Origin of the sequence: Mangrovibacter phragmitis, from assembly GCF_040429585.1 — a bacterium.
Lineage (GTDB): Bacteria > Pseudomonadota > Gammaproteobacteria > Enterobacterales > Enterobacteriaceae > Mangrovibacter > Mangrovibacter phragmitis.
Genome location: NZ_CP134782.1, coordinates 3,349,865 through 3,372,181, shown reverse-complemented (window position 1 = coordinate 3,372,181; position 22,317 = coordinate 3,349,865). Strand labels below are relative to the sequence as shown.

Sequence of the window (22,317 nt, the reverse complement as noted above, 5' to 3'; positions counted from 1 at the left end):
GCAACGTAGTGGTTATGGTGCCGGGTAGGTATAGCGCTTGTGTACCGCTTCCAGTTCTGCGAGCACATCTTCAGACAGTGTCAGGTTATAGCTGCCAATATTTGTTTCTAACTGTTCAATACTGGTTGCCCCCAGCAAGGTACTGGCAACAAACGCCTGCTGGCGAACAAACGCCAGCGCCATTTGCGCCGGATCCAGATTATGGCGTTTTGCCACCTCAACATAAGCGGCCACTGCCTGTTCTGCCTGCTCACTGCTGTAACGGGTAAAACGGCTGAATAACGTGTTTCTGGCACCCGCCGGGCGGGCCCCATTAAGGTATTTACCTGTTAGCGTACCAAAAGCGAGACAGGAGTATGCCAGCAACTCCACACCTTCATACTGGCTCACCTCGGCCAGACCTACCTCGAAACTGCGGTTAAGCAAACTGTACGGGTTCTGAATGGTCACAATACGCGGCAGGTCGTGTTTTTCTGCCAGATTGAGATAGCGCATCACGCCCCAGGCAGTTTCGTTGGAAACGCCGATATAGCGAATTTTACCGGCGCGTTGTAATTCCGTTAAGGCTTCCAGGGTTTCCAGCAACGTCACTGCTGGCTTGTTTTCAGTCCAGGTATACCCCAGCTTGCCAAAACAATTGGTGGCACGTTGTGGCCAGTGAACCTGGTACAGGTCAAGGTAGTCGGTTTGCAGGCGTTTGAGGCTGGCATCCAGCGCCGCACGAATATTTTTGCGGTCAAGGCACTGATCTGGTCGGATACCACTGTCGCTATTACGTGAAGGACCACTCACTTTTGAAGCAATAACCAGTTTTTCACGGTTACCGCGTTTATGTAACCAGTTGCCTACGTAGGTTTCGGTCAGACCCTGAGTTTCCGGGCGCGGAGGCACGGGGTACATTTCTGCGACATCTATCAGGTTAATGCCCTGGTTTACGGCGTAGTCGAGCTGAAGGTGGGCCTCAGCTTCGCTGTTTTGCTCACCAAATGTCATTGTCCCAAGGCCCAGGGCGCTGACTTCAAGTGAGCTGTGGGGAATACGGTGATAATGCATAGCCGGTTTCCTTCTTTTTGTTGTTTACAACGAGTCGCTTCCCGACAACAGTTTCCTGCCATTCAATTGTACAGGCGGGTTGGCGTGCAGGCTGCGTGGCCTCATGGAGCCAGATTTATCGCGACGTATTCTACAAGCCCACCACAATTAATTGTTGGGGGGCTATCAAAATGGCAGAGCGGGCGACAAAGGGGAAGTAAAAAATTACTGGCTGGCATTGAGCCAGCCGGGTGAGGTTTAGCGTTTGATAATTTGTGAGACTTCGTTGCGGTTGATTTGTAACTTATTCCCTTTCTGATCTTCATAGCTGATCATGCCGGTGTCATTATCAACCTGAGGCTTACCATCAGTAAGAATCATCCGGCCATCTTTGGTTGCCATAACGTAATCGCTGCTACAACCAGAAACAGTAAAAACCAGACCCACGGCGGAAATGGCGACAGCCCATTTATTCATCATTATTTTCCTCTCAGGGTTGTGAAGTTATACTATTAATAGCGAACTACATAGAATTCAGGAAGCAGTATATTCTGAAAAAATGTAAATAAGTGCGCGTTGGTCACGCGCACGGTAAAATTAATGCGATTTTTTTTTATTTCGTAACAAATTCAGGCTTTCTACCGCAATTGAGAAGAACATTGCGAAGTAAATGTAACCCTTAGGTATATGAATGCCAACGCTTTCCAAAATAAGCGTGAACCCCACCAGAATCAGGAAAGACAGTGCCAGCATTTTTACTGAAGGGTGTCGGCTGACGAACTCACCAATCGGCCTGGCTGCGAACATCATAATTCCGACTGCAATAACCACGGCGGCCATCATTATAAACAGGTGGTCAGATAAGCCTACGGCTGTAATCACAGAGTCCAGGCTGAAGATAATATCCAGCAGCATTATCTGAACAATGGCACCGAAGAAAGAATGCACATTGGTACGTAAATCCTCTTCATCACCTTCTATCGTTTCATGTATTTCTTTACTGGCTTTCCAGATAAGAAATAGCCCGCCAGCCATAAGAATTAAATCACGCAATGAAATTGCATGGCCCGCCAGAGAGAAAAGTGGATTCGTTAAGCGCGTTACCCAGGCAATGGAGGCCAGTAGCAGTAAACGCATTACCATCGCCCCCATCAGACCGAGGCGGCGGGCTTTGTTTTGTTGTGCTTTGGGAAGTTTGGCAACCACCAGAGAGAGAAAAATAATATTATCGATGCCCAGAACAATTTCCAGCAGCGTCAGTGTTCCCAGCGCCAGCCAGGCATTGGGGTCGGTTATCCATGCAAATAACATCAAAAAACCCTGAAAATAAAGGAAAGGAAATATTATATACCCAAACCTGAATGCGTTGCAGAGTTGCCTGTTACAAGGATGCCGGGTGTATTGTTGCCTGGGTATATTAGGAGCAGATTGGTCTGATACAGGCTGGTTATTGTGCTTTACAGCATGAAGTGCCGCGCGAGAATAGCGCCTGTGAAATTTTTCTTTAAATAGAAGCCACGGGGGAGTGTCATTATAGGTTGCCCATTTTCCCCAATGGCTTCGGTCAGTGCCTTGCTGTTAGCGGCTTTGGGGCGAATTTGCAGCACTTCGCCATGGCGTGCGGTTATTCGCTCAACCTGGCCCAGCACAATCATATCCATCAATTCTTCCCAGTCACGGCGTAGCTGGTCATCCTCTTCTTCAGAAGGCGACCAGAGTAATGGTGAACCGACGCGACGCTCACCTGGAGGAATGCTACGTTCACCTTCTACAGGAACCCACAACACCCGGTGCAGTTTATGGCGCACATGGCTGGTTTCCCATACAACACCGGTATTACCCGTGAGTGGGGCTACACACACAAATGTGGTTTCCAGCGGTCGCCCCTGAGCATCTATGGGAATGGTTTTCAGCTCAATCCCCAGGTCGGCAAAATCCTGTTCAGGTTTACTCCCGGCACTGGCGCCTAACCAGCGTTCAAGCAAAACCCCGGTCCAGCCTTTATCGCGCTTCAGATTTGGCGGGGTGTTCATTCCTGCCAGTGTTGCCAGTTCGCCTAATGCCATACCCGCCAATTGTTGCGCCTGATTAACCAGCTCCAGCTCGCTTGAGGGGGGATGTGACAGAGGACGAAGGATGGGCATAACGATATTCACCTGAGTGATTAAAAATTGAACGCATAAGTGCAGGGTTATCCACTCAGTTTACCGTTATGCTAAAAGAAATTACAGTTTTATGATTTTTAAGCTATTTTTTATTATTCATCCACAGAATTATTGGGCAGTCCGAAGGTTTTCCAATTCTGGTCACTGGGAATAAACAGGATCTTACACCGGGTTATCCACAGAAAAATGGGATAACCGGGAAAAGTGGCAACTACTGGTTTGATTTACAGCCTTGACTTGCGAATAAAATCCAATTTTCAGACAAATTGTGCCTAAGATACTGGCATAAGTTGTGGATAAAATCGGCGCTGGTTGATCTTTCATCAGCATGTCGATCCTTAATGTGATGAATATCACTTTTCAGGGCTCGGTTGTGGTGATTTCTTTTTTAATATAATGATATTTATGAATTTAATTCCCCGCTTAATACGAGAGCTACGCAACCTGTCACTAGTTTTCCCTGAGTAATACGGTACTTCTTCACAATGATATCCACAGAAAAAGTGAATAAAACCGCGGTTATTGCTGTCCGGGTGTTTATAACTGAGGCATGTTCTGTGAGTTATTCAATTGTTATTCGTTTGTACTTGCCCACATACAGTGGTTTACCGTCATACAGGAGTATGAAACAATCAAACGTATCCAGGTTTATTTTGAGGTAGTCCAGTGATCGATGATGATGGCTACCGCCCGAATGTAGGTATTGTGATCTGTAATCGCCAGGGACAGGTAATGTGGGCCAGACGTTTTGGTCAGCACTCCTGGCAATTCCCTCAGGGAGGTATAAACCCCGGCGAGTCGCCTGAACAGGCGATGTACCGGGAGCTTTTTGAAGAAGTCGGATTACAGCGTAAAGATGTCCGGATTCTTGCCTCGACCCGAAACTGGTTACGTTACAAATTACCGAAACGTTTGGTGCGTTGGGATACAAAACCCGTCTGTATAGGCCAAAAGCAGAAGTGGTTTCTTTTACAGTTGATGAGCAATGATACTGATATCAATATGCAAACCAGCAGTACGCCTGAGTTTGATGGCTGGCGTTGGGTAAGTTACTGGTATCCGGTTCGCCAGGTCGTTTCCTTCAAGCGGGATGTCTACCGGCGGGTAATGAAAGAGTTCGCCAGTGTTGTTATGGCATTGCAGGAGATCGCGCCGCAACGTAACACGGCTGCTAATGCTAACTATCGGCGTAAAAGAGGTTAATACAGACGATATATGTTAACGCGGTTGCGAGAAATAGTAGAGAAGGTCGCCAGTGCGCCTCGTTTAAACGAGGCGCTGGATATTCTGGTTACTGACATCTGTCAGGCGATGAACACTGAGGTTTGCTCGGTATATCTGGCAGACCAGGACAGGCGTTGTTACTACTTAATGGCAACCCGCGGGCTGAAAAAACCACGTGGGCGTACCATCACACTGGCGTACGACGAAGGTCTGGTTGGGTTGGTTGGGCGCCTTGCAGAGCCTATTAACCTGGCTGATGCGCAAAAACACCCCAGTTTTAAGTATATTCCCGCCGTTAAAGAAGAGCGCTTCAAAGCCTTTCTGGGTGTACCTATTATCCAGCGCCGGCAGCTCCTGGGCGTACTGGTGGTGCAACAAAGAGAACTTCGCCAGTTTGATGAAAGCGAAGAATCTTTTTTAGTTACGCTGGCCACCCAAATGGCCGCCATTTTGTCCCAATCTCAGTTGACCTCATTATTCGGGCAATACCGCCAAACCCGTATTCGTGCGCTGGCGGCCTCACCTGGTGTGGCAATCGGCCCCGGGTGGATGGATACCACGTCGCCACTGATTGAGCAGGTCTTCGAAGCTTCGGCGTTGGATAAGAGCCTTGAGCGTGAGCGCCTGACCGGAGCGCTGGAAGAGGCAGCTAATGAGTTCCGTCGCTACAGCAAGCGCTTTTCTGCTGGTGCGCAAAAAGAAACAGCCGCAATTTTTGATCTCTATTCGCATTTATTGAGTGATGCCCGTCTGCGTCGAGAGTTGTTCGACGAAGTTGACGGAGGGGCGGTTGCTGAGTGGGCTGTTAAAAAAATTATTGAGAAATTTGCCGCCCAGTTTGCTGAGCTCACCGATGGTTATCTGAAAGAGCGTGCCGGTGACTTACGCACACTTGGGCAGCGCATTCTTTTCCATCTCGATGACACGATTCAAAGCCCCGATACCTGGCCTGAACGCTTTGTTCTGGTGGCGGATGAGCTATCCGCGGCGACCCTGGCAGAGTTACCCACAGACAGGCTGGTGGGGGTTGTGGTGCGTGATGGCGCTGCCAACTCTCACGCCGCAATTATGGTTCGCGCACTGGGTATCCCTACGGTTATGGGAGCAGACATGCAACCCGGCATGTTGCATAACCGAACCCTGGTGGTCGATGGTTACCGTGGTGAAGTACTGGTCGACCCGGAACCGGTACTTGAGCAAGAATATCAGCGGCTGATAACCGAAGAGCTTGAGCTGAGTAAACTGGCAGAAGGTGAAGTTGAGCAACCCGCTCAACTGAAAAGCGGCGAACGTATCCAGGTCATGCTCAATGCCGGTCTTAGCCCGCAACATGAAGATAAGCTGGGCGACCGAATTGACGGGATTGGTTTATACCGTACAGAAATCCCCTTCATGTTACAGGCTGGTTTTCCTTCGGAAGATGAGCAGGTAGCGCAGTATCAGGGTATGTTGCAAATGTTTAACGGTAAGCCTGTTACTTTGCGAACACTGGATGTCGGGGCAGATAAACAACTACCTTACATGCCTATCAGTGAAGAGAATCCATGCCTTGGCTGGCGCGGAATCCGCATAACGCTTGATCAACCCGAGATTTTTCTGGTGCAGATGCGCGCAATGTTGCGGGCTAACGTAGCCAGCGAAAACTTGAGTATTTTGCTGCCAATGATAACCAGCCTTGATGAAATCGACGAAGCCAGGCGTCTGATTGAACGGGCTGGGCGTGAAGTGGAGGAAATGCTGGGATACAACATTCCCCGTCCGCGTATTGGTATTATGGTTGAAGTACCCTCTATGGTGTTCCTGTTACCGGATCTTACCGGGCGGGTTGATTTTATCTCTGTGGGTACCAACGACCTGACTCAGTATTTACTGGCGGTTGACCGGAACAATACGCGTGTAGCAAACCTGTATGACAGTTTGCATCCGGCTGTATTACGCGCGCTGAAAATGATTGCCGAACAAGCAGAGCAGGTTGGTCTGGATTTATGCGTATGTGGCGAAATGGCCGGAGATCCGATGTGTGTTGCGCTTCTGGTTGGCCTTGGATATCACCATTTATCAATGAATGGCCGTTCAGTACCTCGTATTAAATATTTGTTACGTCATATTGAAATCGCAGAAGCGCAGGATCTGGCAAAACGTGCGCTGGAGCTGCAAATGACCACGGAAATTCGCCATCAGGTGGCGGCATTTATGGAACGTCGTTCCATGGGTGGGCTTATTCGCGGTGGCCGTTAGCGGCTTTACTGGTTGAATAGTTCTTTACAACTCGACAACCCGCTGGCTGTTGCCTTTGTGATATCATGCGCGCTTTCTGGCGCGTATGCTCCGTGTACGCATGACCAACAGTCTGCTTTTGGGCAGAAAAATAAGCGTTTATATGGTGACTATGAACACTGGCTATCTGCATTTCCCTGACTTTGACCCGGTCATTTTCTCTCTCGGCCCTGTCTCCCTCCACTGGTATGGTGTCATGTACCTGGTTGGGTTCGTTTTTGCAATGTGGCTGGCTACGCGCCGGGCCAATCGCCCGGGAAGCGGCTGGACAAAAAATGAAGTGGAAAACTTACTTTATGCGGGTTTTCTCGGTGTCTTTTTAGGTGGCCGCATTGGTTATGTCCTGTTTTATAATCTGCCATCGTTTCTTAATAATCCGTTGTATTTATTCAAAGTGTGGGATGGCGGCATGTCATTCCATGGCGGGCTGATTGGCGTGATTTGCGTGATGCTTTGGTTTGCCCGTCGCACGAAACGGACTTTTTTCCAGGTATCTGATTTCATTGCGCCATTAATCCCATTTGGCCTGGGTGCCGGGCGTTTGGGTAACTTTATCAACGGTGAGTTGTGGGGGCGAGTTGACCCTAACTTCCGGTTTGCCATGCTGTTCCCCGGGTCCCGTAGTGAAGATATCGCGCTGTTACCAAGTCACCCGCAATGGCAGGCTTTGTTTGATAAATACGGCGTGCTGCCCCGCCACCCATCCCAACTGTATGAACTCTTCCTCGAAGGGATCGTACTGTTTATTATTCTGAATGTGTTTATTCGTAAACCTCGTCCGGCAGGGGCTGTATCCGGTTTATTCCTGATAGGCTATGGCGCGTTTCGTATTATTGTCGAATTCTTCCGCCAGCCTGATGCGCAGTTTACCGGTGCCTGGGTTCAGTACATCAGCATGGGGCAAATTCTTTCCATTCCAATGATCCTGGCTGGCGTGGTGATGATGGTCTGGGCATATCGTCACAAAGGCCAGCCGCAGTTATCGTGAGAAAACATGAAACAGTATCTTGATTTGATGAAAAAAGTGCTGGATGAAGGCACGTTTAAGAATGACCGTACCGGCACCGGTACGCGTTCAATCTTTGGTCACCAAATGCGTTTCAATCTGCAGGAAGGCTTCCCGCTGGTGACGACAAAACGCTGCCATTTGCGCTCAATCATCCATGAACTGTTGTGGTTCCTGAAAGGGGATACCAACATCGCATACCTGCGTGATAACAATGTCACGATTTGGGACGAGTGGGCAGATGAAAAGGGTGATCTGGGGCCAGTATACGGCAAACAATGGCGCGCGTGGCCTACACCTGACGGTGAACATATTGACCAAATAACCCGGGTTATTGAACAGCTAAAAAACGACCCTGATTCACGCCGTATTATCGTTTCCGCATGGAATGTGTCTGAACTGGACAAAATGGCACTGGCACCCTGCCACGCGTTTTTCCAGTTCTATGTCGCCGATGGCAAGCTGTCCTGCCAGTTGTACCAGCGCTCTTGCGATGTGTTCCTGGGGCTGCCATTCAATATTGCCAGCTATGCGCTTCTGGTGCATATGGTGGCGCAACAGTGTGATTTAATCCCCGGAGACTTCGTCTGGACCGGTGGCGATACTCACCTGTATATGAATCATCTTGAACAGGCAAATCTGCAACTGACCCGGGAGCCGCGTCCATTGCCTGAACTGGTTATCAAGCGTAAACCAGCGTCAATATTTGACTACCAGTTTGATGACTTTGCAATCGAAGGGTACGACCCGCATCCGGCAATTAAAGCGCCGGTGGCTATCTAAGCGCGGCTCGTCCGGTTGCTCACAGAAAACAAAATTTCTTGTTTGCCAGTAACCTTAGCCCGCATCCTGCGATGCGGGTTTTTTTGTGCCTGCCATCTGTTATGTTAACGGTTTTACCTGCATGCTTTTTCGGCAGCGCTCGCAATGCCTTGTAACGTTTACATTCCTTGTTAAGTTTTTGTCAGTCAGCCTTCCTGAATTGCCATATCGTCCTTCACTTCTTCTGAACCTCTCTGGCAAATTGCCACCATGAAAAAACGAAACAATGCGGGTTTTACACTATTGGAAATGTTGGTCGTCATGGTGATTGTCGCGGGGTTGTCTGTAGGCAGTTATGCCCAGTGGTTGCGCTGGCAACAGCAACAGCGCCTGGTGCAAAGTATCAATCTGTTACGCGCATTTTTAATGTCATGGCGAGATGATGCTAACTGGAAAAATCAGGATGTGCGCTTGTATATCCATCAGGAAAATGGCTTGTGGTGTATCAGCACAACTGAACATATTTATGGTGGGTGTACCTCATCATCCCGTCAGGTTTATACCCCGGTAACACCTGAAATTCAGTTGGTGGGTATGACCGACGGGCTGGGGTTTTACGGTGTCCGTAACACTGCCCGCACTGGCCGGATAACTGTGCGCAGCCCGGCAGGTGAGGGGCAACTTATTATCTCCGCATGGGGGAGAATTCGGGTGTGCGGGCCTGGAGACACATTATGCGAATAGCCAGACAGCGCGGCTTCACTCTTATGGAACTGATGCTTGCCCTCGCCATTAGCGCAGTTTTATTACCTTCTGTGATGAAAGTATTGCCTTTTCTTACTCTTCAGGTAAGCCGGGAAACTCAGCGTATGCAACTGGATGATGAGCTCTGGCAACTGGCATTTATGGTAGGTAAGCATATTCAACGGGCTGGTTACTGTAATGGGGAATGTGCTGGCTCTCCAATATACCTGCAACCGGGGTGTCTGGTTGTGCAGTGGGATAGTGACAGCTCGGGGAAATGGCCTGTTTTACCCGCCGCGCAACCTGCTCAATTTGGGTTTCGCATTCAGGGAGAAAGTCTGCAAACCAGCCGGGGGGCCCCGGATTGCCAGCAAGGTACGTGGGAGCGTGTTACTGACCCGGAATGGATGGCAGTGACTCGTTTTACTGTCACACCATTAGCACAGAACCCGGCAGTCTTTGAGGTCTCGCTGGCTGGCTACTTACGCCGTTATCCTCAGGTTAGCCTGTCTGTGCTTCACAGCGTGGCAGGGTATAATTTGCCATGAAAAAGCAAGATGGTGCATCAACACTGGTTGTTGTCCTGATGCTGTTTTTGTTAGGGATGTTAGTACTGGCGGGGCAGACACAGCAGTATGAAATGCGTTTTCGCCGTATTCACCAGGAGCGCGCAGCCCTGGCGCAATGGAATATGGCGTTTACGCTGCTGGCATGGGGAACGCAGCAGCAATGGTCTCCGGCAACTGACTGGCTTTGCCAGGTACCGGCAAATGGGGCAGGGCGCGCCTGTATGCGCCAGATTTCTCAGGCGCGTGTATTACTGGCAGCAAGCCCCGAAACGCCCGCGGAGGAACATAATGAGAAGGCACATTTGATCTTATGGCGGTGGGGGACACCCACAGACACCGGAATCACCTGGTTACCCCAGGGGTGGATTGATTTTTGTCCATTATCTGAGAATAAAGCATGCATATTGCCATAGCACGCAACCAGCAAGGTTTCAGCCTGGTTGAGACACTGGCTGCAGTCGTGATGTCTGCAATAATGTTGGCGGCACTGGTGGCACTGCAGCATGAAATGTCGCAGGGCATACAGGCGCAGCGTGAATTCTTACTGGTTGGGCGCTTTGCCAGCCAGCAAGTTAATATTGTTGCCCCGCCCTTACCTGAAGGCTGGCTGTTAAGCCGCACCCGGCGGGAAGAAGGGGCATGTTTTACGCTTCAGGTTCAGTTGGTAAGCCCGGGAGGCAGACAGGGCGAGCTATCTCGTTTACATTGTCCACTGGCACGGTAGTCAGGAGTTTTTATGTTAAGGGTCTATCACTCAAATCGCCTGGACGTTCTGGAAGAGATCATGGCGTTTATTATTGAGCAACAACCATTACCCGACCCCTTCGCTGAAGAAGTGGTATTGGTGCAAAGCACCGGGATGGCGCAATGGTTGCAAATGACTCTGGCACAGAAATTCGGTATTGCTGCTAACATGTCATTTCCCTTACCGGCACGTTTTATCTGGGAAATGTTTGTCACGGTTCTGCCGGGCATTCCGCAGGAGAGTGCCTTCAGTAAACCCGGGATGACCTGGAAACTCATGTCACTGTTACCAGCCATGATACCAGAGCCTGAGTTTGCGGCTCTGCGCCATTACCTTGACGATGACATCGACCAGCGTAAGTGCTTCCAACTTGCTTCACGGGTAGCTGACCTTTATGACCAGTACCTGGTGTATCGGCCCGAATGGCTGACTGCCTGGGAGAGCGGGCAGTTACTTGGTGAATTAGGCGATGCCCAGGTGTGGCAGGCACCATTATGGCGGGCACTGGTCGCACATACTGCTGAACTGGGCCAGCCTGGCTGGCACCGCGCCGGGTTATATACCCGATTTATCCATGCCCTTGAAACCAGTGATACGGTGCCAGAAGGCCTGCCTTCGCGTGTCTTTATTTGCGGGATTTCCGCTCTGCCGCCGGTTTATCTCCAGGCGCTGGAAGCATTGGGGAGGCATATTGACGTTCACTTGTTGTTCACCAATCCGTGCCGTTATTACTGGGGGGATATTAAAGACCAGGCCTGGCTTGCCCGTTTAGTTACTCGCCAACGCAAACGACACCAGTCAGATGAGTCACGTTCCCTGTTCAGAGACGAAGAGGCTCTGGACTCATTGTTTGATGATAACGGCGAGCAGGAACTTCCTAACACGTTACTGGCTTCATGGGGCAAACTGGGCCGCGATTACACCTGGTTGTTGGCGGACCTTGAACATATTAATGATCTGGATGTGTTCGTTGATGGTGAGCGCGATACGCTGTTGCACCGTCTGCAGGATGACGTGTTAACCCTTAGCAATACCACGGAAGAAGGTCTGACCCCTGAACGCTTTGAGCACAGTACTTATAAGCAGTGCCTGGCTGTGGATGATACGAGTCTGACTTTCCACTTGTGCCACAGCCCCCAGCGTGAAGTGGAAGTGTTACATGATTACTTGCTGGCATTGCTGGCAAATCAGTCTGAACTGTCAGCGCGTGACATCATTGTGATGGTTGCGGATATTGACAGTTACAGCCCTTATATTCAGGCAGTATTCGGTAGTGCGCAGGGGAAACGTTATGTTCCGTTTGCTATTTCCGACCGCCGGGCCAGCCAGGCTCACCCCGCGATGCAGGCTTTCCTTGCTCTACTGGCCTTGCCAGTCAGCCGCTTTACTTCTGAAGATGTTCTGGCCTTACTCGAAGTGCCTGCAGTAGCAGCCAGGTTTGGCATTGATGAAGACGGGTTAGGGTATTTACGCCAGTGGGTGAATGAATCCGGTATCCGCTGGGGGCTGGACGACGAGAATGTCCATGACCTTGGCCTGCCGGTAACCGGGCAACATACATGGCAATTCGGGCTGACACGCATGTTACTGGGCTATGCGATGGACAGCGCTGAAGGTGAATGGCGGGATATCCTGCCTTATGATGAATCCAGTGGCCTGGTCGCGGAACTTGCTGGTCAACTGGCAACGTTGCTGTCGCGCCTGAAAACCTGGCGTGACACACTCAATACTTCCCGTACTCCACTGGCGTGGTCACCTGTTTGCCATGAACTACTGGCGGATTTTTTTGCACCAGACCCCGATGCAGAAGCCGCGCTCGCTCTGGTTGAAAAGCAGTGGCAATCCATCATCGACCAGGCGCTGGAGGCACAGTATCAAGAGCCTGTGCCACTGAGTTTATTATGTGATGAGCTGACTGGCCGTTTGGACCAGGAGCGTATCAGCCAACGTTTTCTTGCCGGGCCAGTTAATTTTTGCACGCTGATGCCCATGCGTTCCATTCCTTTTAAAGTCGTATGCCTGCTGGGCATGAATGATGGTGTTTACCCCAGAACTCTCTCACCGCTGGGGTTTGATCTTATGAGCGAAAAACCACGCCGTGGAGACCGAAGCCGGCGTGATGACGACAGGTATTTGTTCCTTGAAGCACTCATTTCTGCCAGGGAAAAGCTCTATATCAGTTATGTAGGCCGCTCGGTGCAGGACAACACCCCGCGTTATCCATCCGTTCTGGTTGAGGAACTAATTGATTATGTCGCCCAAAGTCACTATTTGCCGGGCGATGAACAACGGGATATTGATACCAGCGCACATCATGTACGTGAGCATTTATTGCGGGTGTACCCACGAACGCCTTTCGATGCTGACAATTTTATTCCTGGTACCACACAACAGAGTTTTGCTCATGAATGGCTGCCTGCCGCCTCTGGCGTAGGGCAACCCCAGCCGCATTTTATTCGCCAGCCGTTACCAGAGTTGCCAACTGAGGAGTTGGCGCTTGAGGCGTTACAACGCTTCTGGCGCCATCCGGTGAGGGCGTTTTTCCAGATGCGGTTGAGGATTAGTGGTCATTTGGATGAAACAGAAATTCCCGATACTGAGCCCTTTGAACTCGACAGCCTTGATCGTTTCCTGGTCAATCAGCAATTGCTCAATGCGCTGGTAAACGGAGAGGAACCCTCCCGGTTATATCGCCGATTCCGGGCCGCAGGGGCTTTACCTTACGGGCCATTTGGTGAAATTTTTTGGGCACAGCAACAAGACGAGATGCAGGAAATTGCCAACCAGGTGTTGTCGCAGCGTGCATCTGATACCGCGGAAGAAGTGAACATCACTTTGGCGGGTGTTAAGTTGACGGGGTGGTTACAGCATGTCCAACCTGATGGCTTGTTACGTTGGCGGCCATCGGTGCTCAGTGTTGCTCATGGTTTGCAACTTTGGATTGAACACCTTGTCTATTGTGTTGGTGGTGGAACGGGGATTAGCCGTTTGTATGGGCGTAATGACTCTGGTTGGGTCTTTCCACCATTGGAAAAGGATCTTGCTGAAAAGTACCTTGCCCAACTAATTGAAGGGTATCGGGAAGGCTTGTCCCAGCCCCTGGTTTTACTGCCAAACAGTGGGGGTGCATGGATAAAAGCCTGTTACGATGCCGAAAATAGTGCCATTTTATGGGACGACGATACGCAAAAGAATGCCCGCCGTAAGCTGACTCAGGCATGGGAAGGCAACCAAATGGTAGCCGGTGAAGGGGCAGATATGTGGTTGCAGAGGCTGTGGCGTACTCTTGAACCTGAATATTACCAGGCAATATTACGTGAAGCAGAGCGTTTTTTGTTACCCCTGTTCAGGTACAACCAGCCGAAATGAGATAAAAGAACAGTCTGCAGTATCTTAAACGGTGGAAGCAGGCATCGGCACTGAACAGTACCAGATGATGAATAGCAAAGTTGTTAAAGGTGAGGTTTGTTGAATGCCTAAGAGCAGTACCTGGTTTTATGCGCTGTTTGTTTATGTTGTGCTCTTTTGGGCCCCTTTAAGCCAGGCCGATACCGGCTGGCAACCCATCCGGCAGACTATCCATAAAAGTGCGAGCGACCCCCGTCTGTATCAGGCGATACAGCTTGATAACCACATGACGGTACTATTAGTCTCCGACCCACAGGCAGTGAAATCGCTGTCTGCACTTGTTGTTCCTGTAGGCTCTTTGCAGGATCCGGATAACCACCTGGGTTTGGCTCATTACCTTGAGCACATGACCCTGATGGGCTCCAAAAAATATCCGCAACCGGATTGCCTGGCCGAATACCTCAAACTTCATGGTGGCAGCCATAATGCCAGCACCGCCCCCTACCGCACTGCGTTCTACCTTGAAGTGGAAAACGATGCGCTGGCGGGTGCGGTTGACCGCCTTGCTGATGCCATTGCCCAGCCATTATTGGCACCGGAATACGCAGAGCGCGAGCGCAACGCAGTCAATGCGGAACTGACCCTTGCCCGGGAGCGTGATGGCATGCGCATGGCGCAGGTCAGTGCCGAAACTATTAATCCGGCACACCCTGCTGCACGTTTTTCTGGGGGAAACCTGGAAACACTGCGCGATAAACCCGGCAGTAAATTGCTGGATGCATTGCACCACTTTCACGACGAGTACTACTCGGCAAATATCATGAAAGCGGTTATTTACAGCAATAAACCGCTGGCGGAATTAGCCGCGCTGGCTGTGCAAACTTATGGGCGAGTTCCCAACAGGCATATCCAGCGCCCTGAGGTAACTGTACCTGTTGTCACGGCTGCTCAGACCGGTATTATTATTCACTATGTGCCTGCGTTACCACGCAAAGTGGTGCGGGTTGAGTTCCGCATTGCCAATAATAGCGATAAATTTCGCAGCAAAACGGATGAGCTTATTGGCTACCTGATTAGCAGCCGCAGTAAAAATACCTTGTCTGACTGGTTGCAAACTCAGGGACTGGCGGACAGTATTCGTGCTGATTCTGATCCCGTCGTTGCCGGTAATAGCGGTGTTTTCGCCATTTCCGTTTCTCTGACTGATAAAGGCCTTGCTCACCGCGATGAAGTTGTTTCTGCTATTTTCCGTTATATCAACACCCTGAAGGCTCAAGGCATCAGCAAGCGTTATTTTGACGAAATGGCACATGTCCTTGATTTAGATTTCCGCTTTCCCTCCATTACTCGCGATATGGATTATGTGCAGTGGTTAGCCGATACCATGATTCGTGTGCCGGTCAGCCATGTTTTGGATGCCGGTAATATTGCAGATGAGTACGACTTGCAGGCGATCACTGCCCGCCTGGCAGAAATGACGCCACAACATGCCCGTATCTGGTATATCAGCCTGAATGAGCCTCATAACAAACTGGCTTACTTTGTTCACGCGCCGTATCAGGTTGATAAAATCAGCGCAGAGAAATTTTCTGAATGGGATAAGTTTGGTCAGTCGCTCTCGTTCACTTTACCAGAGCTTAACCCTTATATTCCTGATGATTTTTCATTGATTAAGCAAGATAAAAAATGGACAAAACCTGAGCTGATTGTCAATGACCCTGGCTTGCGTGTGGTGTATCAACCCAGCCGCTATTTTGCCAACGAACCAAAAGCCAGTGTGACTTTAGTGCTGCGCAACCCACATGCAATGGATACTGTGAAAAATCAGGTTATGTTCGCACTTAATGACTATATGGCAGGACTGGCTCTGGATCAGTTGAGTCAGCAGGCCGCGGTGGGTGGTATCCATTTTTCTACCAATGCCAACAGCGGGCTGATGGTCAGCGCAAATGGGTATACCCAGCGCCTGGCACCACTTTATCTTGATTTGTTGCAGGGGTATTTCAGCTACCAACCAACGCAAAGCCAGCTTGAACAGGCTAAATCCTGGTATAAGCAAATGCTGGCATCGGCGGAGAAAGGTAAAGCTTATGAACTGGCGATTATGCCAGTACAAATGATGTCACAGGTGCCATATTTCGAACGGCAGGCGCGGCGGGAACTCTTACCCTCCATTACGGTGCAGGATATTCTGGATTACCGTGAGCAGTTGAAAACTGGCAGCCGTCCTGAGTTTTTGGTGGTAGGCAACCTCACCCCTGATGCAGCGCATAACCTGGCATCGCAGGTTCAACACTTGCTGGGAACAAAAGGCACGGAATGGACCCGTAACCGGTCTGTGGTGGTTAACCAGCCCCGGCGAATTGTATTTGAAAAAACGATTTCCGGCAGTGATTCTGCTTTGGCGGCCGTCTTTGTACCTTCAGGGTTTGATGAAAACACCAGTTCGGCTTATAGCGAAGTTCTGGGGCAGATTATCCAGCCGTGGTTCTACAACCAGCTGCGCACCCAGGAACAATTGGGCTATGCCGTGTTTGCATTTCCGATGAGTGTGGGTCGCCAGTGGGGGTTGGGGTTCCTGTTGCAAAGTAATACCCGGCAACCAGCTCAACTGTGGCAACGCTATAACGCATTCTTTACCGGCACAGAAAAACGGCTGCGTGAAATGCCTGAGCAGGAGTTTGCTCAGGTACAACAGGCGGTAATTAACCAGATACAACAGGCACCTCAGACTCTGGGCGACGAAGTGGCAAAAGTCAGTATGGATTTTGACCGGGCAAACATGGCGTTTGATAGTGATGATGCGGTTATCCGTGCGGTTCGCAGTTTAACACCGGCCAAAGTTGCAGATTTCTTCCGGCAGGCAGTTATCGAACATAATGGTATGGCGGTTATCTCCGAGGTTAGTGGCAGTCAACAAGGAAAGGCAGATTTTGCCGCGCCTGAGGGCTGGAAACAGTGGGGCAGTGTTGAAGCATTGCAAAAGACATTGCCTCAGTCGGGGGCTGAGTGATGCTGGCGCATCATAATAATCCGACTGCCCTTGACCCAATGCGTTTACCCCTGGCAGGGGCACGCTTAATTGAGGCGTCAGCTGGTACCGGAAAAACTTATACCATCGCCGCTCTTTATTTGCGCCTGTTGTTGGGCCTGGGGGGCGAGGCGGCTTTTGTGCGGCCACTACCTGTGGAATCTATTCTGGTGGTGACATTTACTGAAGCCGCTACAGAAGAGTTACGTGGGCGTATACGTAGCAATATTCATGAGTTGCGTATCGCTTGTGTACGGAAAAGCAGTAACAACCCGCTATACCAGCAATTGCTGGCTGAAATCAGTGACAAAAAACAGGCCGCCCGAATATTACTCCTTGCTGAAAGGCAGATGGATGAAGCCGCTATTTTCACCATTCATGGTTTTTGTCAGCGGATGCTGAGCCTGAATGCATTCGAATCAGGTATGCCGTTTGAACAACAACTGATTGAAGATGAAACAGAGTTACGCCAGAGAGCCTGTGCTGACTTTTGGCGGCGCTACTGTTACCCGCTGAATAAACCCGTTGCTCAGGCGGTCAGCGAAATATGGCCAGGGCCTCAGGCGCTGCTGCGCGAGATTGGGCGTTACCTGTCTGGCGACGCGCCTGTGCTGAAGCAACCAGTGAACGAAGATGAAACCCTTCAGGCACGCCATGATACGATTATTCATGCCATTGATACTCTGAAAGCTCAGTGGCGGGGCTCCTCTGGCGATATTCCCGATATCATTGAAAATTCCGCCATCGACAGGCGTAAATATAACCGTAAAAACCAGGGGATCTGGTTTGATGCTGTTGAAACCTGGGCGGCAAGCCCAACAGAAAACTATACCTTTCCAGAGGCACTGGCTCGCTTCTCACAGTCCTTTCTTTATGAACGTACTAAAGCAGAAGGTAATCCGCCTGAGCACGCGCTGTTTTCCGCTATTGATGTTTTTCTTTCTCAGCCACTGACTATTCGCGATTTGGTTATTGCCCGTGCACTTGCGGACATTCGTTACACTGTTACGCAGGAAAAGCGTTACCGGGGTGAGCTGGGGTTCGACGATATGCTAAGTCGCCTTGACCAGGCACTGGCACAACCGGAAGGTGACAACCTGGCTGCGGCTATTCGTGGGCGCTTCCCGGTTGCAATGATTGATGAGTTTCAGGATACAGACCCACAACAATACCGTATTTTCCGTCATATCTGGCTGGGGCAGGCTGAAACAGCGCTGTTACTGATTGGCGACCCGAAACAGGCCATCTACGCGTTTCGTGGCGCGGATATTTTTACCTATATGAAAGCTCGCGGGGAAGTTAGTGCTCACTATACGTTGGAGACTAACTGGCGCTCATCTCCGGCGATGGTTAATAGTGTAAATCAGCTGTTCAGCCACCTTGAAAATCCGTTCATGTTTGAGCAGATCCCCTTTCTACCGGTCAACGCCGCACCGCGTAACCAGGGCGTGCGTTTTGTGCTCAATGGGGAGACTCAACCGGCGATGTCCGTCTGGTTAATGCCTGGCGAAGGTTGTGGGGTGATGGAGTACCAGCAAACCATGGCACGTCAGTGTGCTTGCCAGATTCGTGACTGGCTTGTGGCTGGTGCGGCTGGTAACGCTGTACTGGAACGTGAGGAGAAAACGCGCCCGGTCACCGCCACAGATATAACGGTACTGGTGCGCAGCCGTCAGGAAGCAGCATTAATACGAGAAGCGCTGAGTTTATTGGGGATTCAGTCTGTCTATCTCTCTAACCGCGACAGCGTTTTCAGTACCCAGGAGGCGCAGGATATTTTACGTGTCCTGCAGGCAGTGCTTAACCCGGAAAACGAAGCAGCCATGCGCAGCGCACTGGCAACCAGCCTGTTGGGGCTGGATGCAGCAACCCTTGAGCAGTTATCTCAGAATGAAACGGCCTGGGATAATCTGGTTGATGAATTTGTTGGTTACCGCCAGTGCTGGTTTAAGCGTGGGGTGATGCCGATGTTGCGCTCTTTACTGGCTCACAGACATCTGTCGGAAAACATTCTCGCAAGCCAGGACGGTGAACGCCGCCTGACCGATATTATGCATGTCAGTGAGTTATTGCAGGAAGCGGCGGCTACGGCGGACAGTGAGCATGCGCTGGTGCGCTGGTTATCGCAACGTATTGCCGAACCGGATGACAACGCCAGCAGCCAGCAACTCCGCCTGGAAAGTGACAGACACCTCGTTCAGATTGTGACAATTCATAAGTCAAAAGGGCTTGAGTACTCGCTGGTGTGGTTGCCATTTATTGCCAATTACCGCGCGCAGGCCGAAGGGCTATATCACGACCGCCAGACATTCGAAGCGATATTAGATTTACATAATGAAAAAACCAGCCTTGAGCTGGCAGAAGCTGAACGGCTGGCCGAAGATTTGCGTCTGCTCTATGTTGCGGTCACCCGGGCTATATGGCACTGCAGTCTGGGAATTGGTCCCCTTTTCCGAGGCAACAGGGCCAAAAAAGGCGCATCTGATTTCCATCTGAGTGCGCCGGGGCGTCTGATTCAGCAGGCGCAACCTTGTGACTCCGGGGAGCTCAGGCAGTCCCTGGAGCAGTTATGCAGGGGCGATATTGCCTTAAAAGACATTGACCTTAGCGACGAAACGCCCTGGTCCCCCCCGGCATTGTCGGCAGAGAATCTGGCTGCCCGTGAGGTAACAAGAACATTCACTGATTTTTGGCGTGTGACCAGCTATTCCGGGCTACAGCAACATGGTTCATCGGCCGGGCAGGCTTTGTTACCCCGTTTGGATATTGACGCCATAGGGACCGTCTCTTCCTCCGGTGAGCAAGCACTTACCATCCATACGTTCCCGCGTGGGGCAGTGCCTGGTACTTTTCTTCACAGTCTGTTTGAACAACTGGATTTCACCCAGCCAGTGGATGCCGAATGGCTGGAGCAGCAATTACTTTCCGCAGGGTATGGCGCTGAGTGGCTGCCAGTTTTATTACCCTGGCTTGATGCATTGCTTTGCGCGCCACTGACGGAAGAGGGGTTAAGCCTGAATGTGTTATCTGCGCAAGATAAACGGGTTGAAATGGAATTCTACCTGCCTGTTGATACGCTTCTGGCCCCCGATGAACTTGATGCGTTGATTCGCCAGTATGATCCTCTGTCGGCACGTTCTCCGGCCCTGGATTTTCAGCAGGTGCGCGGCATGCTGAAGGGCTTTATTGACCTGACATTCCGCTGGCAGGGCCGCTATTATTTGCTGGACTACAAGTCCAACTGGTTAGGCAGTACCAGCGAGGCATACACCCCTGAAGCTATGGCCCAGGCGATGTGTGAACATCGCTATGATCTCCAGTACCAGTTGTATACGCTGGCTCTGCATCGTTACCTGCGCCACCGGATGCCTGATTACGAATATCAGCACCATTTTGGTGGGGTTATTTACCTCTTTCTACGTGGTGTTGAACCCGGTTTGCCTGGAAATGGCATTTTTACCACCAGGCCAGATGAACAACTGGTATCTGCAATGGATACATTGTTTGCCGGGCAGAGCGAGGAGGTTGTGAAATGACGGCACCCTTGCTGGCGTTATTAGAGCAGGCAACTGCTGAGGGGCACTTTCGTTATCTCGATGTCCAGTTTGCTCAAATGGTTGCTGCGGGTGACCCGGCAGTTATGTTGGCTGCCGCCATTCTGAGCCGTGATACCGGGGAAGGGCACGTTTGTGTACCACTCGACAGCCTTAGCCCGGAACGGAGTTTTTCCGGGCCAGCGGTTAGTTTAATTGGTGAGCCGTTGTTTGCCTGTGTTGGCCCGGTTGAAGACTGGCAGGAAAAACTGTTACACAGCGACGCAGTCAGTAATGAAGATGATGCCACCCCCATAAAACTGTCAGCAGGGCGTTTATATCTTGACCGTCTGTGGCGTAATGAGCAGCGTGTGGCGCAGTTTTTCCGTGATACTAATCAGCCCCTGACTGTCGATGAGGTTCTTCTTGCCGGCGTGCTGAATACCTTATTCCCGGAAAACCCGTCTGGGCCAGACTGGCAAAAAGTGGCTGCAGCTGTTGCCCTTACCCGGCGCATTGCGGTGATATCAGGTGGGCCGGGAACCGGGAAAACAACCACAGTGGCAAAGCTGCTGGCAGCACTGGTACAACTTTCCGGGCCACCCTTGCCGCGCATTCGGCTGGCTGCGCCAACAGGTAAGGCTGCGGCGCGTCTTACCGAGTCTTTGGGGGCTGCGTTACGGCGCCTGGATATGGATGAATCGTTGAAGATGGCATTGCCCGATGAAGCCAGTACACTGCACCGTTTATTGGGAGCTGTGCCGGGGAGCCAGGCTGTCCGTTATCACCAGGGCAACCCACTGCACCTTGATGTGTTGGTGGTTGATGAAGCATCCATGGTCGATTTGCCTATGATGTCCCGGTTACTGGCTGCTTTACCGGCACATGCGCGGGTTATTTTTCTGGGTGACCGCGACCAGCTCGCTTCAGTTGAGGCGGGCGCGGTACTCGGGGATATTTGCCATTTTGTAGGCGAGGGGTTCAGCCCACAACGTGCCCTCGAACTGTCCCGGTTATGCCAGTGCACTGTTCCTGCAGGGCAGGCCAGCGGGGTGGATGCCTTGCGTGATGCCATTTGCCTGTTGCAGGAAAGCTACCGTTTTGGGAAAGACTCTGGTATCGGTTTCCTTGCCCGTGCGGTGAATGGTAATCAGGTTGCGGCTGTAAAGGCTGCATTTGACGGGCGATTTAATGATATTGGGTTATTCCCGCTGGCGACGACGGAAGATTATGCCAGCATGCTGGAACAGATTGTCACTGCCCATCAGCCATTTCTTTCAGCCCTGAAACAAGACAATGAACCACAGAGTATTTTGCTGGCATTTGCAGCCAGCCAGGTTTTGTGCGCGTTACGGGAAGGGCCATTTGGTGTGGCGGGCCTGAATAATCGAATCGAACAGGTGTTTTTTAGCAAAAATCTGCTCCAGCGCCCGGCCCGGGAGTCGCGCTGGTATCATGGTCGCCCGGTCATGATCAATCGTAATGACAGCGGTTTGGGGCTATTTAATGGTGACATTGGTATTACGCTGAACACTCCGCAGGGCTTGCGGGTATGGTTTTCTATGCCGGATGGTTCACTTAAGTCTGTACTCCCCGGGCGTTTACCGCCCCATGAAACAGCCTGGGCCATGACGGTGCATAAATCTCAGGGGTCAGAGTTTGACCATGCTGCACTTATCTTGCCGCCAGGCTGGAACCCGGTGATTTCACGTGAGCTGGTCTATACCGCGGTTACCCGGGCAAAAAAACAACTTTCTGTATTTGCCGATATGCCGGTCTTGCTACAGGCCGTGAAAAACCGCACTGCACGGCGCAGTGGCTTGCCGGAAGCTTTTCAGGCGGGTTAGTACGGGAAACGGAAACAATACCGGTGACAGGCGC

Annotated in this window: 17 protein-coding genes; 12 read left to right on the top strand and 5 right to left on the bottom strand. The window is 51.0% G+C overall.

Annotation, left to right across the window (positions count from 1 at the left end):
* Nucleotides 1–12: 12 nt before the first annotated feature.
* The 5 genes from MPHASIOC01_RS16285 to MPHASIOC01_RS16265 form a co-directional block, all read right to left on the bottom strand.
* Complete coding sequence (locus MPHASIOC01_RS16285) at nucleotides 13–1,053, bottom strand: NADP(H)-dependent aldo-keto reductase (RefSeq protein WP_064601118.1); 1,041 nt, start codon at nucleotides 1,051–1,053, stop codon at nucleotides 13–15.
* A gap of 237 nt (nucleotides 1,054–1,290) precedes the next feature.
* A complete protein-coding gene (locus tag MPHASIOC01_RS16280) occupies nucleotides 1,291–1,509 on the bottom strand; it encodes a YgdI/YgdR family lipoprotein (RefSeq protein ID WP_036102670.1) in 219 nt (72 codons plus the stop codon).
* Between the two features lie 120 nt (nucleotides 1,510–1,629).
* The gene (locus MPHASIOC01_RS16275) at nucleotides 1,630–2,343 is read right to left on the bottom strand and encodes a TerC family protein (protein ID WP_064601116.1); all 714 of its coding nucleotides are present in this window, start codon (nucleotides 2,341–2,343) and stop codon (nucleotides 1,630–1,632) included.
* 146 nt (nucleotides 2,344–2,489) lie between these two features.
* Nucleotides 2,490–3,176: a DNA mismatch repair endonuclease MutH gene (mutH, locus tag MPHASIOC01_RS16270; protein ID WP_064601114.1), complete on the bottom strand. Its 687-nt coding sequence runs from the start codon at nucleotides 3,174–3,176 to the stop codon at nucleotides 2,490–2,492.
* 113 nt (nucleotides 3,177–3,289) lie between these two features.
* Nucleotides 3,290–3,421 (bottom strand): hypothetical protein, encoded by a 132-nt coding sequence (locus tag MPHASIOC01_RS16265; protein ID WP_369935232.1) that lies wholly within the window; start codon nucleotides 3,419–3,421, stop codon nucleotides 3,290–3,292.
* A 442-nt stretch (nucleotides 3,422–3,863) separates the two neighbouring features.
* Here MPHASIOC01_RS16265 and rppH point away from each other — a divergent pair, with 442 nt between their 5' ends.
* The 12 genes from rppH to recD all read left to right on the top strand — a co-directional run bounded on the left by rppH (nucleotide 3,864) and on the right by recD (nucleotide 22,283).
* The gene (gene rppH / locus MPHASIOC01_RS16260) at nucleotides 3,864–4,400 is read left to right on the top strand and encodes an RNA pyrophosphohydrolase (RefSeq protein ID WP_064601112.1); all 537 of its coding nucleotides are present in this window, start codon (nucleotides 3,864–3,866) and stop codon (nucleotides 4,398–4,400) included.
* A 12-nt stretch (nucleotides 4,401–4,412) separates the two neighbouring features.
* The gene (ptsP, locus tag MPHASIOC01_RS16255) at nucleotides 4,413–6,659 is read left to right on the top strand and encodes a phosphoenolpyruvate--protein phosphotransferase (protein ID WP_064601110.1); all 2,247 of its coding nucleotides are present in this window, start codon (nucleotides 4,413–4,415) and stop codon (nucleotides 6,657–6,659) included.
* Nucleotides 6,660–6,810: 151 nt separating this feature from the next.
* On the top strand, nucleotides 6,811–7,686 hold the full coding sequence (gene lgt / locus MPHASIOC01_RS16250) for a prolipoprotein diacylglyceryl transferase (protein WP_064601248.1): 876 nt from the start codon (nucleotides 6,811–6,813) through the stop codon (nucleotides 7,684–7,686).
* A gap of 6 nt (nucleotides 7,687–7,692) precedes the next feature.
* Nucleotides 7,693–8,487, top strand: coding sequence for a thymidylate synthase (gene thyA, locus MPHASIOC01_RS16245; RefSeq protein ID WP_064601108.1), 795 nt, complete (start codon nucleotides 7,693–7,695; stop codon nucleotides 8,485–8,487).
* Nucleotides 8,488–8,736: 249 nt separating this feature from the next.
* Nucleotides 8,737–9,210 carry a prepilin peptidase-dependent protein gene (locus tag MPHASIOC01_RS16240; RefSeq protein WP_064601106.1) on the top strand — a complete coding sequence of 158 codons (474 nt, stop codon included), beginning with the start codon at nucleotides 8,737–8,739 and terminating at the stop codon, nucleotides 9,208–9,210.
* Entirely contained in the window at nucleotides 9,201–9,758 is a 558-nt protein-coding gene (locus tag MPHASIOC01_RS16235; protein WP_064601104.1) for a prepilin peptidase-dependent protein, read from the top strand. The genes MPHASIOC01_RS16240 and MPHASIOC01_RS16235 overlap by 10 nt, the downstream gene beginning before the upstream one ends.
* Entirely contained in the window at nucleotides 9,755–10,192 is a 438-nt protein-coding gene (locus MPHASIOC01_RS16230) for a DUF2509 family protein (RefSeq protein ID WP_064601102.1), read from the top strand. Before MPHASIOC01_RS16235 ends, MPHASIOC01_RS16230 begins: the two co-directional genes overlap by 4 nt.
* Complete coding sequence (locus MPHASIOC01_RS16225) at nucleotides 10,177–10,503, top strand: prepilin-type N-terminal cleavage/methylation domain-containing protein (RefSeq protein WP_064601100.1); 327 nt, start codon at nucleotides 10,177–10,179, stop codon at nucleotides 10,501–10,503. Before MPHASIOC01_RS16230 ends, MPHASIOC01_RS16225 begins: the two co-directional genes overlap by 16 nt.
* 12 nt (nucleotides 10,504–10,515) lie before the next feature.
* Entirely contained in the window at nucleotides 10,516–13,893 is a 3,378-nt protein-coding gene (gene recC, locus MPHASIOC01_RS16220) for an exodeoxyribonuclease V subunit gamma (protein ID WP_353612924.1), read from the top strand.
* 103 nt (nucleotides 13,894–13,996) lie between these two features.
* Nucleotides 13,997–16,885, top strand: coding sequence for a pitrilysin (gene ptrA / locus MPHASIOC01_RS16215; protein WP_064601097.1), 2,889 nt, complete (start codon nucleotides 13,997–13,999; stop codon nucleotides 16,883–16,885).
* Nucleotides 16,885–20,439, top strand: coding sequence for an exodeoxyribonuclease V subunit beta (recB, locus tag MPHASIOC01_RS16210; RefSeq protein ID WP_353612923.1), 3,555 nt, complete (start codon nucleotides 16,885–16,887; stop codon nucleotides 20,437–20,439). The genes ptrA and recB overlap by 1 nt, the downstream gene beginning before the upstream one ends.
* Nucleotides 20,436–22,283 carry an exodeoxyribonuclease V subunit alpha gene (gene recD, locus MPHASIOC01_RS16205; protein ID WP_064601093.1) on the top strand — a complete coding sequence of 616 codons (1,848 nt, stop codon included), beginning with the start codon at nucleotides 20,436–20,438 and terminating at the stop codon, nucleotides 22,281–22,283. Before recB ends, recD begins: the two co-directional genes overlap by 4 nt.
* Nucleotides 22,284–22,317 lie beyond the last annotated feature (34 nt).

Excerpts from the sequence above, each read along its gene's own strand:
- mutH (WP_064601114.1), bottom strand. The coding sequence starts at position 3,176 with ATGCCCATCCTTCGTCCTCTGTCACATCCCCCCTCAAGCGAGCTGGAG.
- recC (WP_353612924.1), top strand. The coding sequence starts at position 10,516 with ATGTTAAGGGTCTATCACTCAAATCGCCTGGACGTTCTGGAAGAGATC.
- MPHASIOC01_RS16235 (WP_064601104.1), top strand. The coding sequence starts at position 9,201 with ATGCGAATAGCCAGACAGCGCGGCTTCACTCTTATGGAACTGATGCTT.
- ptsP (WP_064601110.1), top strand. The coding sequence starts at position 4,413 with ATGTTAACGCGGTTGCGAGAAATAGTAGAGAAGGTCGCCAGTGCGCCT.
- MPHASIOC01_RS16285 (WP_064601118.1), bottom strand. The coding sequence starts at position 1,053 with ATGCATTATCACCGTATTCCCCACAGCTCACTTGAAGTCAGCGCCCTG.
- MPHASIOC01_RS16275 (WP_064601116.1), bottom strand. The coding sequence starts at position 2,343 with ATGTTATTTGCATGGATAACCGACCCCAATGCCTGGCTGGCGCTGGGA.
- MPHASIOC01_RS16230 (WP_064601102.1), top strand. The coding sequence starts at position 9,755 with ATGAAAAAGCAAGATGGTGCATCAACACTGGTTGTTGTCCTGATGCTG.
- recD (WP_064601093.1), top strand. The coding sequence starts at position 20,436 with ATGACGGCACCCTTGCTGGCGTTATTAGAGCAGGCAACTGCTGAGGGG.
- MPHASIOC01_RS16280 (WP_036102670.1), bottom strand. The coding sequence starts at position 1,509 with ATGAATAAATGGGCTGTCGCCATTTCCGCCGTGGGTCTGGTTTTTACT.
- MPHASIOC01_RS16240 (WP_064601106.1), top strand. The coding sequence starts at position 8,737 with ATGAAAAAACGAAACAATGCGGGTTTTACACTATTGGAAATGTTGGTC.
- ptrA (WP_064601097.1), top strand. The coding sequence starts at position 13,997 with ATGCCTAAGAGCAGTACCTGGTTTTATGCGCTGTTTGTTTATGTTGTG.
- recB (WP_353612923.1), top strand. The coding sequence starts at position 16,885 with ATGCTGGCGCATCATAATAATCCGACTGCCCTTGACCCAATGCGTTTA.
- lgt (WP_064601248.1), top strand. The coding sequence starts at position 6,811 with ATGAACACTGGCTATCTGCATTTCCCTGACTTTGACCCGGTCATTTTC.
- thyA (WP_064601108.1), top strand. The coding sequence starts at position 7,693 with ATGAAACAGTATCTTGATTTGATGAAAAAAGTGCTGGATGAAGGCACG.
- MPHASIOC01_RS16225 (WP_064601100.1), top strand. The coding sequence starts at position 10,177 with ATGCATATTGCCATAGCACGCAACCAGCAAGGTTTCAGCCTGGTTGAG.